Source organism: Sphingopyxis sp. BE235 (assembly GCF_031457175.1).
Taxonomy (GTDB): Bacteria; Pseudomonadota; Alphaproteobacteria; order Sphingomonadales; family Sphingomonadaceae; genus Sphingopyxis.
The window spans coordinates 1,066,157-1,079,657 of the sequence record NZ_JAVDWC010000002.1; the positions used below are offsets into that span (position 1 = coordinate 1,066,157).

Annotated in this window: 14 protein-coding genes; 9 read left to right on the top strand and 5 right to left on the bottom strand. The window is 65.8% G+C overall.

Annotated elements, in window-relative coordinates; translation table 11 throughout:
• The first annotated feature begins 127 nt into the window (after positions 1-127).
• From J2X38_RS12250 to J2X38_RS12285, 8 genes are all read left to right on the top strand, one after another.
• Positions 128-625: a UPF0262 family protein gene (locus J2X38_RS12250; protein WP_058536310.1), complete on the top strand. Its 498-nt coding sequence runs from the start codon at positions 128-130 to the stop codon at positions 623-625.
• 2 nt (positions 626-627) lie between these two features.
• Positions 628-1,383, top strand: coding sequence for a GH25 family lysozyme (locus J2X38_RS12255; protein ID WP_310254420.1), 756 nt, complete (start codon positions 628-630; stop codon positions 1,381-1,383).
• On the top strand, positions 1,380-1,829 hold the full coding sequence (locus J2X38_RS12260) for a cytidine deaminase (RefSeq protein ID WP_058536308.1): 450 nt from the start codon (positions 1,380-1,382) through the stop codon (positions 1,827-1,829). Before J2X38_RS12255 ends, J2X38_RS12260 begins: the two co-directional genes overlap by 4 nt.
• 38 nt (positions 1,830-1,867) lie before the next feature.
• The gene (dcd, locus tag J2X38_RS12265; protein ID WP_058536307.1) at positions 1,868-2,422 is read left to right on the top strand and encodes a dCTP deaminase; all 555 of its coding nucleotides are present in this window, start codon (positions 1,868-1,870) and stop codon (positions 2,420-2,422) included.
• Positions 2,423-2,606: 184 nt separating this feature from the next.
• Positions 2,607-4,328, top strand: coding sequence for a cellulase family glycosylhydrolase (locus J2X38_RS12270; RefSeq protein ID WP_310254423.1), 1,722 nt, complete (start codon positions 2,607-2,609; stop codon positions 4,326-4,328).
• A gap of 71 nt (positions 4,329-4,399) precedes the next feature.
• A complete protein-coding gene (locus tag J2X38_RS12275) occupies positions 4,400-4,912 on the top strand; it encodes a DoxX family protein (protein ID WP_058800991.1) in 513 nt (170 codons plus the stop codon).
• Between the two features lie 71 nt (positions 4,913-4,983).
• Positions 4,984-6,156 carry a saccharopine dehydrogenase NADP-binding domain-containing protein gene (locus tag J2X38_RS12280; RefSeq protein ID WP_310254426.1) on the top strand — a complete coding sequence of 391 codons (1,173 nt, stop codon included), beginning with the start codon at positions 4,984-4,986 and terminating at the stop codon, positions 6,154-6,156.
• A 7-nt stretch (positions 6,157-6,163) separates the two neighbouring features.
• Entirely contained in the window at positions 6,164-6,964 is an 801-nt protein-coding gene (locus J2X38_RS12285) for a thioesterase family protein (protein ID WP_310254428.1), read from the top strand.
• An 81-nt stretch (positions 6,965-7,045) separates the two neighbouring features.
• Here J2X38_RS12285 and J2X38_RS12290 read toward each other — a convergent pair whose 3' ends face one another.
• From J2X38_RS12290 to J2X38_RS12310, 5 genes are all read right to left on the bottom strand, one after another.
• On the bottom strand, positions 7,046-8,398 hold the full coding sequence (locus J2X38_RS12290) for an ATP-binding protein (protein WP_082639289.1): 1,353 nt from the start codon (positions 8,396-8,398) through the stop codon (positions 7,046-7,048).
• Positions 8,395-9,129, bottom strand: a complete 735-nt coding sequence (locus J2X38_RS12295; protein WP_056369508.1) for a response regulator — start codon at positions 9,127-9,129, stop codon at positions 8,395-8,397. The genes J2X38_RS12290 and J2X38_RS12295 overlap by 4 nt, the downstream gene beginning before the upstream one ends.
• 140 nt (positions 9,130-9,269) lie before the next feature.
• A complete protein-coding gene (locus J2X38_RS12300) occupies positions 9,270-9,860 on the bottom strand; it encodes a hypothetical protein (RefSeq protein WP_310254431.1) in 591 nt (196 codons plus the stop codon).
• 132 nt (positions 9,861-9,992) lie between these two features.
• Positions 9,993-10,937 (bottom strand): alpha/beta hydrolase-fold protein, encoded by a 945-nt coding sequence (locus tag J2X38_RS12305; protein WP_310254433.1) that lies wholly within the window; start codon positions 10,935-10,937, stop codon positions 9,993-9,995.
• Between the two features lie 174 nt (positions 10,938-11,111).
• The gene (locus tag J2X38_RS12310) at positions 11,112-11,339 is read right to left on the bottom strand and encodes a hypothetical protein (RefSeq protein ID WP_310254435.1); all 228 of its coding nucleotides are present in this window, start codon (positions 11,337-11,339) and stop codon (positions 11,112-11,114) included.
• Positions 11,340-11,552: 213 nt separating this feature from the next.
• Between J2X38_RS12310 and J2X38_RS12315 the strand changes: the two genes are divergently transcribed.
• A complete protein-coding gene (locus J2X38_RS12315; RefSeq protein WP_310254437.1) occupies positions 11,553-13,370 on the top strand; it encodes a DUF885 family protein in 1,818 nt (605 codons plus the stop codon).
• Positions 13,371-13,501 lie beyond the last annotated feature (131 nt).

Below are 13,501 nucleotides of genomic sequence, written 5' to 3' on the forward strand. Positions count from 1 at the left end.
AGATGCCCCTCGGGCTAGGCGTGGTGCCGATGGGTGTCTCGACTTCGCTCGACACGAACGGAATTGATGCGTCGCGCCAAGTCGCCCCCTTGCCCTTCGCCCCCGGCCAAGTAGAAGCACGGACAGCATGAGCCACGCAGACCCCTCGAAACAACGGATCATTTCGGTCGAACTCGACGAGGGGTCGATCGTCTGGCGCAACCCCGATGTCGAGCAGGAGCGCCGCGTCGCGATCTTCGACCTGATCGAAGACAATAAATTCGTGCCGCAGCGCGGCCATGCGGATGGCTATGCCGGCCCTTACCGCTTGATGCTGCGTGTCGAGGACGGCCGGTTGATCTTTGAAATCTCACGCGAAGATGGCTCGCCGCTCGAGGCGATCATCCTCGGGCTCGGGCGTTTCCGCCGGCCGATCCGCGACTATTTCGCGATCTGCGACAGCTATTATCAGGCAATCAAGACCTCGACCGCGCAGCAGATCGAGACCGTCGACATGGCGCGGCGCGGCCTGCATAACGAGGCGGCCGAGATGCTGATGGACCGGCTCGACGGCAAGATCGCGGTCGATTTCGACACGGCGCGACGATTGTTCACGCTGATCTGCGTGCTGCACATCAAGGGCTGACGATGGCGACGGGGGCAATCAGGGGCGGAAAGGCGGCACAGATCGCCGGCGCGTGGCGCGCCGCGGCGGCGCGCCTGCTGCGCCGGATCGGCGCCGCGATCGTTTTGCTGCTCCTCGCGGCCGGCCTTGCGCTCTGGTGGGCCGCGCGCTGGACCCCCGACCGCACCCTCTATCCGACGCAGGGCGTCACGATCGACGCGGGCAACGGCGATGTCCGTTGGGGGTCGATCAAGGCCGCGGGCGCCGATTTTGCCTATGTCATGGGAACCGACGGTTCGGCCGCGGTCGACCCGAAGTTCGCGCGCAACATGACGGGCGCGCGCGAAGCCGGCGTGCAGGCGGGCGCGATCCACCGTTACAGCCTCTGCCAGCTCGCGACCGACCAGGCCGCGAATTTCATCCGCCACGTGCCGCGCCGCGCCGACGCGCTGCCCGCGGTCGTCTGGCTCGATTATGACGACCGCTGCCCCGACCGGCCGACGCGCGCGCTGCTCTTGTCCGAACTCGCGACCTTTCTGGCACAGATCGAGGCGCATATGGGCAAGCAGAGCGTGATCGCCCCCGGCCCGGCGTTCGAGAGCGACTACAAGGTAACGCAGGGTATCGCACGCACCATCTGGCTGCGCCGCGATTTCTTCGAACCCGATTATGGCGCGCACCCCTGGGCGATGTGGCAGGCGAATGATTATGTGCGCCTGTCGGGCGCCGAAGGCACCGTCGGCTGGAACGCGCTGCGCCCGCAAGGAGAGATGCGATGACCGAGGACCGTGATGCCCTGATCGACGCCGCGCGCGACGCCGCGAGCCGCGCCTACGCGCCCTATTCGGGCTTCCACGTCGGCGCGGCGCTGCTGCTCAAAAATGGCGATGTCGTCACCGGTGCCAATGTCGAGAACGCCAGCTATGGCCTCACCCTCTGCGCCGAAACCGTGGCGGTGGCGAAAATCGTCAACGAGGGCTGGATCGGCGAACTCGCCGAGGTCGCGATCGTCGGCGGGCGCCCTCATGGCGACGAATTGCTGGGCACCGACCCGGTCAATCCGTGCGGCCGCTGCCGCCAGATCCTCAACGAAGCCGCTGAGCGGTCGAAGACCGACATCCTCGTCCATTGCGCCTCGGGCGACGGCAAGGAGGTCATGACCTACCGCCTCAGCCAATTGCTGCCGGCCGCCTTTGGTCCCAAGGATCTTGGCCTCATCGACTGACCGCTTGCGCAACCCTTACAGGACCGACAAGAGACACCATGGCCATTCTTTCCGACCGCTGGATTCGCGAAGCCGCCCAGACGCAGGGCATGATCGAACCGTTTGTCGAGGCGCAGCGCCGCGACGGCTGTATCAGCTACGGCCTCTCCTCCTACGGCTATGACGCGCGCGTCGCGCCCGAGTTCAAGATCTTCACCAATATCGATTCGACCACCGTCGACCCCAAGGATTTCGATCCGAAGAATTTCGTCGACCGCGAAACCGACGTCTGCATCATTCCGCCGAACAGCTTTGCACTCGCGCGCACGGTCGAATATTTCCGCATCCCGCGCGACATCCTCGTCATCTGCCTTGGCAAGTCGACCTATGCGCGCTGCGGCATCATCGTGAACGTCACCCCGCTCGAGCCCGGCTGGGAAGGCCATGTGACGCTCGAATTTTCGAACACCACCCCCCTGCCCGCCAAAATCTACGCGAATGAAGGCGCGTGCCAGTTCTTGTTCCTGCAGGGCAATGAGCCGTGCGAGACGAGCTACGCCGACCGCGCGGGCAAATATATGGGGCAAAAGGGCGTCACGCTGCCCAAGCTATAAGCAGCGCTCCTTCACATTTCCGTCATCCCGGCGAAGGCCGGGATCCCGCCGGTGCGTTATAACGATAGGTCGAGATCCCGGCCTTCGCCGGGATGACGGAGAGAGGGGAGAAATGGGGCGTCGCGCTTGCTCTTCCGACGAAAATTGATAACGTTCCCATAAATCAGAACATGGGGATGAGGTCATGAACTTCCGCACCGTCGCTCTCGCGCTCGCCGCATCGCTTTCCTCGACCACCGCGCACGCCGAAGGCTTTCTGAAGGTCGAAGGAACGCAGATCGTCGATGGATCGGGCAAACCCGTCATCCTGCGCGGCATGGGACTCGGCGGCTGGATGCTGCAGGAAGGCTATATGCTGAAACTCGGCGAGGTCGGACAGCAGCACAAAATTCGCGCGAAACTTGTCGAACTCGTTGGCGAAGAGCGCACCGCGGCCTTCTACCGCGCATGGCTCGACAATCACACGACCGAGGCCGACATCGCCGCGATGGCGAAATGGGGCTTCAACTCGGTGCGGCTGCCGATCCATTTCGACCAGCTCACCTTGCCCGCCGACAAGGAACCCAATGCCGGTGAGGACACATGGCACGAGGAGGGTTTCCAGCGCATCGACCGCCTGCTCGCGTGGAGCAAGGCGAACGGCATCTACCTGATCCTCGATCTCCACGCCGCGCCCGGCGGTCAGGGCAACGACCTCGCCATCTCCGACCGCGACCCGACCACGCCGTCGCTCTGGCAGAGCGAGGAAAACCAGCGCAAGACCGTGATGCTGTGGACCAAGCTCGCCGCGCGCTACAAGGATGAGCCGTGGATCGGCGCCTATGACCTGATCAACGAGCCCAATTGGAGCTTCGCGACGCCCGGCAAGGGCAACGGCTGCGACGAGACCGAAAACAAGGCGGTCTGGAGCCTGCAGCAGCGGATCACCGCGGCGATCCGCAAGGTCGACAAGCGGCATATCGTGATCATCGAGGGCAATTGCTGGGGCAATAATTACAAGGGTCTGCCGCCCGCGTGGGACGCCAATATGGTGCTGAGCTTTCATAAATATTGGAATCGCAACGACGAAGCGAGCATCGCCGAAATCAAGGCGCTGCGCACCAGCTATAACCGCCCGATCTGGCTCGGCGAGTCGGGCGAGAACAGCAATGGCTGGTATCGCGACGCGATCGCGCTCGTCGAAGGCGACGGGATCGGCTGGAATTTCTGGCCGCTCAAGAAAATCGGCTTCAACCAGCCGCTCGAGATCGTCGCGGGCGACGGCTGGATGCACATCGTAGCCTGGATGACCGGCAAGGGACCGAAACCCGAAGCCGATGCAGCCTTCGCCGCGATGATGCAGCTCGCCGAAAACACACGCTACGAGAAGAATATCCCGAAGCCCGACGTCATCGACGCGATGTTCCGCCAGCCGCGCGATGCGAGTTCTCGGCCCTTCGCGAAGCGCACCTTGGGCACAAAACCGCTGACCATCGCCTCCGCCGATTACGACCTCGGCCCGCCGGGCGTCGCCTATCACGACAGCGTCGACGCCAATTATCATGTCGCGACCGGCGGCGAGCGGACGCCGTGGAACAATGGCACGACCTATCGCAACGACGGCGTCGACATCGCACGCGACGCGGGCGGCGCGCCCTATGTCAGCGATTTCGTCACCGGAGAGTTTATGCGCTACAGCGCAAACGTCGCGAAGGCAGGCCGCTGGACCGTCACCGCGCGCGTGCGCTCGGCCAAGGGCGGCCGCATCGGCATCGACGAACGCGGCGTCGCCATCCCCGCGGGCACCGCATGGCAGGTCGTCAAGCTCGCCGACGTCGACCTGCCCGCCGGGCCCGGCGCGGCCACCCTCCGCGCCATCGATTGCAGCGACTGCGAGGTCGCCGAACTGATCTTCACCCCGCGCTAGGCCGGAACCCATCGCCCTCCCAAGCGTCCTGTCTGCACAAGCGGACGGGGCGCGCTAGGGAAGGAATGCCCATGTCCATGATCGCCGTCTTCATCGGCCGCCTGTTCATTGCCCTGATTTTTATCGTGTCGGGGATCAACAAGCTGATCCATGTGTCCGACACCACCGCGATGATCGCGACCTCGGGCCTGCCCGGCGGACTCGCCATTCCGGTCGGCCTCTTCGAACTCATCGCGGGCATCTGCATCGCGCTCGGTATCGCCGTGCGCCTCGTGTCGATCCTGCTCGCGGGCTTTGTTCTCGCCACGATCCTCTTCTTCCACCGCGAGTTCACCGACCCGGTGCAGGCGATGGCGGCGATGAAGAATCTGGCGATCGCGGGCGGCCTGCTCTGTCTCTTTGGCTATGGCCACACACGCTGGAGTTACGACGCGCTGCGCCAGCGCCGCCGCGACGAGCTTGCCACGCATCGGGCCGAGCAGCATGCGAGCGAAGCCGAGCTCCGCGCCGCACGCGCCGAGGGCCGCGCCGAGGCGATCGGCACGCCCGTCGCGGTGGAAAAACGCCCCTTCTGGCGCCGCTAGACCTTCGCGCTTGGCAAGCTTCCCCGCCTGCGCTAGCCTCCACTTAACGTTTACGTAAAGGGAGAATGGCCATGGCGGGGACCCGCGAGTTCGACATCATCGTCTATGGCGCGACCGGCTTCACCGGGCGCCTCGTCGCCGAGTATCTTGCCGCCCATTATGCGGGCCGCAAGGACGCGCCGAAATGGGCGATGGCGGGGCGCAGCGCCGACAAGCTTGCCGAGGTCCGCGATCTGATCGGCGCGCCCAAGGACACCCCGCTCGTCGTCGCCGATGCAAGCGATCCGGCGAGTCTCGATGCGATGGCGGCGCGCGCCGAGGTTATCCTGACCACGGTCGGCCCGTACCAGCTTTACGGGAGCGAGCTCGCCGCCGCATGCGTCAAGGCGGGCACCGCCTATGCCGACCTTTGCGGTGAACCCGGCTGGATGCGCGAGATGATCGACGAGCATGAAGCCGCGGCCAAGGAATCGGGCGCGCGCATCACCTTCAGCTGCGGCTTCGATAGCATCCCGTTCGACCTCGGCGTCCACTTCCTGCAGGCCGAAGCGATCAAACGCCACGGCAAGCCCGCACCGCGCGTCAAGGGCCGCGTCCGCAAGATGGCGGGCGGCGCGTCGGGCGGCACGATCGCGAGCCTTACCGAAACGCTGAAGGCGATCGCGAAAAAGCCCTCGCTCGCACTGCTGCTCAAGTCGAGCTTTGCGCTGACCCCCGGTTTCGAAGGCCCGTCGCAGCCGACCGGGCTGATCCCCGAATATGACAGCGCGACGGGCACCTGGACCGCCCCCTTCGTGATGGCGCCGATCAACACCAAGAATGTCCACCGCACCAACTTCCTGCTCGGCCATAAGTGGGGCGAAGACCTTGTGTACGACGAGATGGTGATGACGACGATCGGCGACGCCGGAAAGGCGATGGCCGAAGCGATGGCGAAGGCGAATCCCTTTGGCGAGTCGACGCTCCAGCCCGGCGAAGGCCCGAGCAAGGAAGCGCGCGAGAACGGCTTTTACGACATCCTCTTCATCGGCGAATATCCCGACGGCACCACCGTGCGCGCGAGCGTTCAGGGCGACCGCGACCCGGGCTATGGCTCGACGTCGAAGATGCTCGCCGAAACGGGCATCGCGCTGCTTGCGAACAAAGGCAAAGGCGGCGTCTGGACCCCGGGCGCACTGCTCGGCGACGCGCTGATCGAGCGGCTGACTGCCAATGCCGGCCTGACTTTCCAGATCGAGGATTAAGAGACCAATGACGACCTCTCCCAGCGCGCTCGACGCGCTGCTCTCGACGCTGCGCACCGAAGAGGGCGTGGCGAAGGCGCATATCGACGAAGGATGGATGCAGGGGCGCACCGCCTATGGCGGGATCAGCTCGGCGGTCGCACTCGCGGGCACGATGGCGCTCCATCCCACCGAAACGCCGCTGCGTTACGCGCAGATCAGCTTCGTTGGCCCCGTCGGCGGCGATTGCACCGTCGAAACGCGCGTGCTGCGCCAGTCGAAATCTTCGCTGTTCATCGACGCCGGCGTGTCGAGCGATCAGGGCTTCGGCACCGCTGCGGTCTTCGCCTTTTCAGGCGACCGCAAGAGCCACCTCGACCATGATCGCCTGTCGGTGCCCGACGCGCCCGACCCCGAGACGCTGGCGCCCGTGCCCGATCATCACGCGCGCCCGTCTTTCACCCGCCATTTCGACATGCGCCCCACCACCGGCCCGCGCTTCGGGTGGAAAAGCGATGTCGGCGAATATCTGACCTGGGTTCGCTTCGTCGAGGAGCCCGCGTGCCATCCCGCGGTCGCGCTGCTCGCGATGGGCGACGCCCTGCCCCCCGCCGCGATGGCGCTGTTCAGCGAATTCGGGCCGATCAGTTCGATGAACTGGACGGTCAACATGCTCACCGGCACGCCCGAAACCGACGACGGCTGGTGGCTGCTGTCGGCGAAGACCGGCTATGCGCGCCACGGCCTGTCGGTGCAGGACATGATGCTGTGGAACCGCGCCGGCGAACCGATCCTCAGCGGCAGTCAGGCGATCGCGATCTACGCTTGATCATTCGTCATCCCAGCGAAAGCTGGGATCTCGGGCGGCCCGCCCGGACGATAGAGATCCCAGCTTTCGCTGGGATGACGGTTAAACGGCCGGCAGCGTAATCACCGCATCGAGCCCGCCCCCGGCACGGTTCGATAGCGCCAGCGCCCCGCCCTCGCCCTCGGCGATATCGCGCGCGATCGACAGCCCCAGCCCGGCGCCGCCGGTCGCGCGGTTGCGCGATTGCTCGCCGCGCGCGAAGGGCTCGATCAGCGTCTTGATCTGCTCGCCGGTCAGACCGGGACCGTCGTCCGATACGATAATCTGCGCCTGCCCGCCGTCGGTCACAACCGACAACCGCGCCCGCGAGCCATAGGCAATGGCATTGTCGGCAAGATTGCGCAGCGCGCGCTTGAGCAGCATCGGCCGCGCCAGCACGGCGGCGTCGGCAATATCGCCGATTTCGACATCCTTGCCGCGCTCCTGATAATCGGCCGCGAGTTCGCCGATCAATTCGCGCAGCGGGATACGCTCGCGCGCCTCGGTTCCCGCGCCCGACCGCGCCAGCGCCAAAATGTCGCTCAGCATCGCGGTCATTTCCTCGATGCTCGCGATCATCTTGTCGCGCAGCGTCTCGTCCTCGACCTGCTCGACGCGCACGCGCAGGCTGGCGAGCGGGGTGCGCAAATCGTGGCCGACGGCGCCAAGCATCCGGTCTTTGTCCGACAGCATCGTCGAAATACGGCCGCGATAGGCGTTGAACGCGCCGATCAGCTCGCGCACATCCGACGGCCCCTCTTCCTCGAGCGGCTCGGCATCGCGCAGCGCCGGATTGGCGCGCGCCGCGCGCGTCAGGTCGCGCAGCGGCCGCGCCGCGCGCCACGCGATCAGCATGATCGGAACCAGCAGCAACAGATAGAGCGACAGCGTCTGCCAGACGAGGAAACCCTGCAGCCGATTGCCCCCCGCCGCGATCCGCGTGCGCACCGCAAAATAGCGCCCGTCGACCTTCGCGACGACGATGACGGCCCGGTCGGGAAAGGCGGGCCGGCGCAGCCGCTGCCGCTCGCGCGGCGGGAGCGCCCACGCGTCGACCATGGCGGCAGGCACATTGGTCTCGCCGAGCAGGCCTTCGACATAAGCCGCAAGGTCGGGCACCCGGACGGCGCCGACGGGCATCGGCGGGAGATGATCGGAGATCACGAGTTTCTGCGCACGCTCGCGCGCCTCGTGCCGCTCGCGTTCGTTGCGGGGCGGCCTGAAGTCACCACGCCGGTCGCGCTCGATCGCATCGATGATCCGCGCGACGGCCATGCCGCCGCCGTGCGCCAGCGTCTGCTGCCGCATCCCGCGCGACAGCAGCACGAAATTGATCGCCTGCGCGACGAACAGCATCACCGCGACCGCAAAAACGAGCTGGCCGACAAGGCTTTTGGGCCACAACCGCAGTTTCACGCCGCCGGGCCCATCCGCTTGACCTCGCACGCCAGCGTATAGCCCCCGCCCCACACCGTCTTGACGATCTGCGGATGCGCGGCATCGACCTCGATCTTCTTGCGCAGCCGGCTGACCAGATTGTCGATCGCGCGGTCGAAAATATCGGCCTCGCGCCCACGCACCATGTCGAGCAGGCGGTCGCGGCTCATCACCTGCCGCGGATGGCGCACCAGCGCGTGGAGCAGATGATATTCGCCCGACGACAGCGCGACCTCATTGCCTTCGCCATCGACCAGCACGCGCTCGACTTCGCGCAGCACCCAGTCGCCAAAGGCATAATAGGTCCCGCCCGGATCGAGTGCGCGCCCGCCCTGCTGCGTCCGGCGCAATACGGTACGGATGCGCGCGACAAGTTCGCGCGGGTTGAAGGGTTTGACGACATAATCGTCGGCGCCGATCTCCAGCCCGATGATCCGTTCGGTATCCTCGGCGCGCGCGGTCAGCAGGATGACGGGAATGCTGCTCGTCTCGCGCAAATGGCGGGTCAGCGACAGGCCGTCCTCGCCGGGCATCATGATGTCGCTGACGACCAGATCGACGCCCTGCGCGCGCAGCACCGATCGTGCCTCGGCGGCGCTCGCGACGTCGGTCACCGCAAAGCCCTGCGCGGTCAGATATTCGCCCAGCGGCTCGCGGATCGACGGTTCGTCGTCGATCAGCAGGATGCGGGGCGTGTCGCTATCGGTCATCGGGTTTCCGTCAAAAGAAATGCTAGTTCGCCCACCGGCCGCGGGGGCCGATGGGCGATAGCTGACAGGGACCGGCAACAAAGGCAATGCCGGGAGGGGAGGAAGGCCCTACGCTTTGCCGCCAGGCCCCTGCCAAATGCTTACTGGTTCGCGGGAGCCGCCGGAGCCGCACCACGCTTGGCGCGCCATGCGCCGCGCTGGGCCTGGCGTTCCTCGGCGGTGACCTGACCATCCTTGTTCGCGTCGGCGGCGTCGAAGCGCGCCAGCGCGGCGGTCTGGAACTCGGCCTGGCTGATCGCCTTGTCGCCGTCGGTGTCGGCCTTGCCCATCATCATACCGTGATGGCCACCGCGCTTGCCATGACCGCCACGCATGCCGTGGCGCTTGCCTTCGCCGGCTTCGCCGGCTTCGGCACGCTTTTCACCGCGTTCGGCGCGCTTGGCGGCGCGATCGGCGCCATGCTTGTCCCATTCGGCCTTGCTGATGCTGCCATTGCCGTCGGCGTCGAGGCTGGCGAAGATTTTCGCCTGCCGCTCGGCACGCTGCGCGGCGCGGTCGGTAGCGTCGAGCTTGCCGTCCTTGTTCGCGTCCATTTTGGCGAACATCTGCGTGGCCCGGGCCTGCGCGTCGGCGCGCGTCTGCCCGGCATTGCCGTCGGCGCCGGGCGCGGCGAGAACGGGCACGGCCACCAATGCGGCGGCGAGCGTAAAGAGCGAGATTTTCTTGTTCACGTAACGAACTCCTTCATGGGCCTTCCGGGAAAGAGCCGGAACCCGATGAAGCCGTTCTAGGCGCGGTTTGTCCCAGCGACGTGCCGGATCGACGGAAAATTGTCGCAAATTGTCGCAAAACCGGCGCGCCGTTCATTTCGCCGCAAGCGGCACCGGGAGCAGATAAGTCATCCCCTTGGTGAAGCCGCGCGGCGCGACCGACACATGGTCCTCGTCATTCAGCACGTCCGCCCGGATTTGCAGCCCCGGATAGGCGCGCCGTTTCAGCGTTTCGACCAGCGCATCGCTGTCCCCAACCATATCCACGCGCTTGTTGAAGCGCGGATCGGCGGCACGCGCCGCTTCATATTCGCCGGTATAGACATAGACTTTCGCCGGCATGTCGCGGTGTGCCGCCGCATAGGCCTTTTCCAGCGCGAACATATGCCGCTTGCCGTACCAAAGCGACGGGCTTCCCAGGATATAGCCGCTGAACATTTCGGGTTCGGTGAACAATATCTGTGTCCCCAGAAGGGCACCGTAGGAATGGCCGAGAAACAGCTTTTGCCGGGGATCGGTTCGATAGCGGCGCGCGACAAAAGGCAGGACCTGATCGCGCAAATAGGTCTGGTACGCCGCGCCCCCGCCGTGGACCGCGTCGGCCGGCGCGTCGCTCGGCCCTTCGGCGGTCGGAGTATAGTCACGCCGCCGGCTCTGCACCGGATCGTCGCCCTTGGCATAGGACAATCCGACCAGAATGAACTCCTGCACTTTCGGGCCCTCGACGTTCAATCGCCGCGCGATCTGCCGGACGACCGGAAAGGCATAATCGGCGTCGGTGACGTAAAGCACCGGATAGGCGCGCTGTGGATCCTTTGCATAAGAGGACGGAAGGCTGACGAAGACCTGATAAACGCGGTCCGAAACCGGGTCAGGCACGTCCCAGACCTCGCTGCCCAGCAGGGCATAGGGCTTCCCCTGCCCTTCCTGAACGACCTGCGCCGCGGCTGTCTTGCCGTCGGCATGTCCTGTAGCTGCACCGCTACATCCCCCAAGCAGCGCCACGCCCAAAGCCGCCGCCCTATATCCCCTTGCCATCGCTGCCGAATCTCCACCGCCCATCCCTCACGGCCCGCCAATCCGCAATCAGCGACCGGCTGGCAATGGCACCGCGGGGCCGAACAGGTCGGCCGTTCATGCCGCGCGGCAGAGCGATAGAGCGTTGCAAGAGGGCAGCCCGAGCCGGTCCGGCTGCCCTCCCGCGAATATGCCCTATGGGCTTACGGGGGAATCGTCGTCCTTGTCGGCGACCAGGATGATCGCGCCGATGCCGACGAGCAGGCCGACAAGCCCGATGATCCAGCTCGAATTGCCTTCGAGTTCGTTTTCACCTCCGGCCGCCGAAGCTGCACGGGTCACGCCCGCCGCCGACGCCGCAACAGGCGCCGCGATCACCGATAACGCCGCAAAAGAGATTGCTGCCTTTTTGAGTATGCTCATGTCATTCTCCATCCACCCGGGGGTATCCCGACCGAAACTGACCAACGCACCTTCCGGGCGATGGATGCGTTTTAATGGCTGTTCATCGCGAAAGGCGGACGAGTCAGCCGATCGGCTGACGACGCAGCGGCCAAAAGTTTCGCAATTGCGTCAGCATGTTGCGCCGATAACGGCGCGCTCCTACGCTTGGCGAAACGAACAGGGGAGAATCGCATGACCGATATTGTGCCCGATCGACGGACCGTCCTCGCCGGGATTGGCGGCCTCGCCGTCGCCAGCGTCGCGGGGCCCGCCACCGCAAAAGAAAGCGGCGACGCCCGCCTCGACGCGCTGCTCTCCGCGCAATTCGAGCAAGGCCTGCGCGACGACCCGACCCGCGCCACGTCGCTCGGTATCGACACGGGCGCCCGCGCCGCCCTCCGCGCGCAATTTCCCGACTGGTCGCCCGCTGCGCGTGCCGCGCGAACGCGCCAGATCGACAGCGACCTTGCCGCCGTGCGCGCGATCAAGGGCGAGACGCTCGGCGATGCCGCGCGCATCGCGCATGACAGCGCCGAATTCGACCTCGTCACGCGCCAGCGGCTTGCCCGTTTCACCTATCATACGGGCGGCTTCGGCCACCGCCCCGGCCCTTATGGCGTCACCCAGCTCGGCGGATTTTACACGGGGGTCAGCACCTTCCTCGACAGCCAGCACCCCGTGAAGACCAAGGCCGACGCCGACGCCTATATGACGCGGCTTCAAGCGATCCCGACGCTGCTCGACGCGGACACCGAAATCGTAAAGGCGAATGCCGCAATGGGCGTCGTCGCACCGCGCTTCATCCTCGACCAGGCGCTGCAACAACTCGCACGCCTCCGCGACGGCGACGTCGGCGGCAAAACGCTTGTCGCCTCGATCGCCAAACGCAGCGCCGCGCTGGGCCTTTCGGGATATGGCGAGAGCGCCGCGAAGGTTTTCGAGGGTCCGATCCGCGCCGCGCTCACCCGCCAGATCGACACGCTGACCGCGTTGCTCCCGCGTGCCGGCACCGACGCCGGCGTCGCGCGCCTTCCCGATGGCGCGGCCTATTACGCCGCGACGCTCGCACAGCATACGACGACCAGCCTCAGCGCCGCCGAAATCCATCGCATCGGCCGCGAGCAGGTCGCCGACCTGACATCGCGGATGGATGTGCTGCTGAAAGCGCAGGGCTATAAGGACGGCAGCATCCGCGACCGGCTGAACGCGCTCGGCAAGGCCGAGGGCCAGTTGTTCGCCAATGACGACACCGGCCGCGCCGAGATGCTCGCCTATCTCAACGGCCTGCTCGTCAAGATTCGCGGGCGCCTGCCCCGGGTCTTCAGCCGCATTCCCAAGGCCCCCTATGAAATCCGCCGCGTCCCACCCGAAATCGAGATCGGTGCGCCGGGCGGGTCGGCGCAGGCGGGAACCCCCGATGGCTCGCGCCCCGGCATCTTTTTCATCAACCTGCGCGATACCGCCGAATGGCCGCGCTACACCCTGCCGACCCTCGCCTATCACGAGGGCGCGCCGGGGCATCTGTTCGAGGGTGCGTTGAAATATGAAGACGCCGAACTGCCGCTCTATCGGCAGGCGGCGTCGGTCACCGCCTATGGCGAAGGCTGGGGCCTCTACGCCGAACAGGTCGCCGACGAACTCGGCATGTATGAAGACGATCCGCTCGGCAAGATCGGCTATCTCGCCTCTTACGCGTTTCGCGCTTCGCGCCTCGTCGTCGACACGGGCATCCATGCGATGGGGTGGAGCCGCGAACAGGCGATCGATTATATGACCCAGAATTCGTCGAACTCGCCGAGCGCATCGCGCACCGAGATCGACCGCTATATCGTCTATCCGGGACAGGCCTGCGCCTACAAGGTTGGGCAGATCGCGATCAGCCGCGTGCGCGACGAAGTATCGCGGCGGCGGGGCTATGACATCAAGCGTTTCCACGACGTGGTGCTGGGCGCCGGGCGCATCCCGCTCGCGGTGCTCGAACGCCGCGTTCGCGCGGCATTTCCAGCCTAGAAACAGGTAAGCCCCGTCGCATTTCTGCGGCGGGGCTCCCTAGGTTCCGTCCGAAGACAGGAACCAGATTCTACCTTCTCTTTCGATCTAGTAGATGAGTGAAACGCCGCAGGCTCGATTTGGTTCCCGCG

What these genes read in the sequence shown, in the direction of transcription:
- J2X38_RS12250 (WP_058536310.1), top strand. Translation starts at nt 128, where the DNA reads ATGAGCCACGCAGACCCCTCGAAACAACGGATCATTTCGGTCGAACTC.
- J2X38_RS12255 (WP_310254420.1), top strand. Translation starts at nt 628, where the DNA reads ATGGCGACGGGGGCAATCAGGGGCGGAAAGGCGGCACAGATCGCCGGC.
- J2X38_RS12260 (WP_058536308.1), top strand. Translation starts at nt 1,380, where the DNA reads ATGACCGAGGACCGTGATGCCCTGATCGACGCCGCGCGCGACGCCGCG.
- dcd (WP_058536307.1), top strand. Translation starts at nt 1,868, where the DNA reads ATGGCCATTCTTTCCGACCGCTGGATTCGCGAAGCCGCCCAGACGCAG.
- J2X38_RS12270 (WP_310254423.1), top strand. Translation starts at nt 2,607, where the DNA reads ATGAACTTCCGCACCGTCGCTCTCGCGCTCGCCGCATCGCTTTCCTCG.
- J2X38_RS12275 (WP_058800991.1), top strand. Translation starts at nt 4,400, where the DNA reads ATGTCCATGATCGCCGTCTTCATCGGCCGCCTGTTCATTGCCCTGATT.
- J2X38_RS12280 (WP_310254426.1), top strand. Translation starts at nt 4,984, where the DNA reads ATGGCGGGGACCCGCGAGTTCGACATCATCGTCTATGGCGCGACCGGC.
- J2X38_RS12285 (WP_310254428.1), top strand. Translation starts at nt 6,164, where the DNA reads ATGACGACCTCTCCCAGCGCGCTCGACGCGCTGCTCTCGACGCTGCGC.
- J2X38_RS12295 (WP_056369508.1), bottom strand. Translation starts at nt 9,129, where the DNA reads ATGACCGATAGCGACACGCCCCGCATCCTGCTGATCGACGACGAACCG.
- J2X38_RS12305 (WP_310254433.1), bottom strand. Translation starts at nt 10,937, where the DNA reads ATGGCAAGGGGATATAGGGCGGCGGCTTTGGGCGTGGCGCTGCTTGGG.
- J2X38_RS12310 (WP_310254435.1), bottom strand. Translation starts at nt 11,339, where the DNA reads ATGAGCATACTCAAAAAGGCAGCAATCTCTTTTGCGGCGTTATCGGTG.
- J2X38_RS12315 (WP_310254437.1), top strand. Translation starts at nt 11,553, where the DNA reads ATGACCGATATTGTGCCCGATCGACGGACCGTCCTCGCCGGGATTGGC.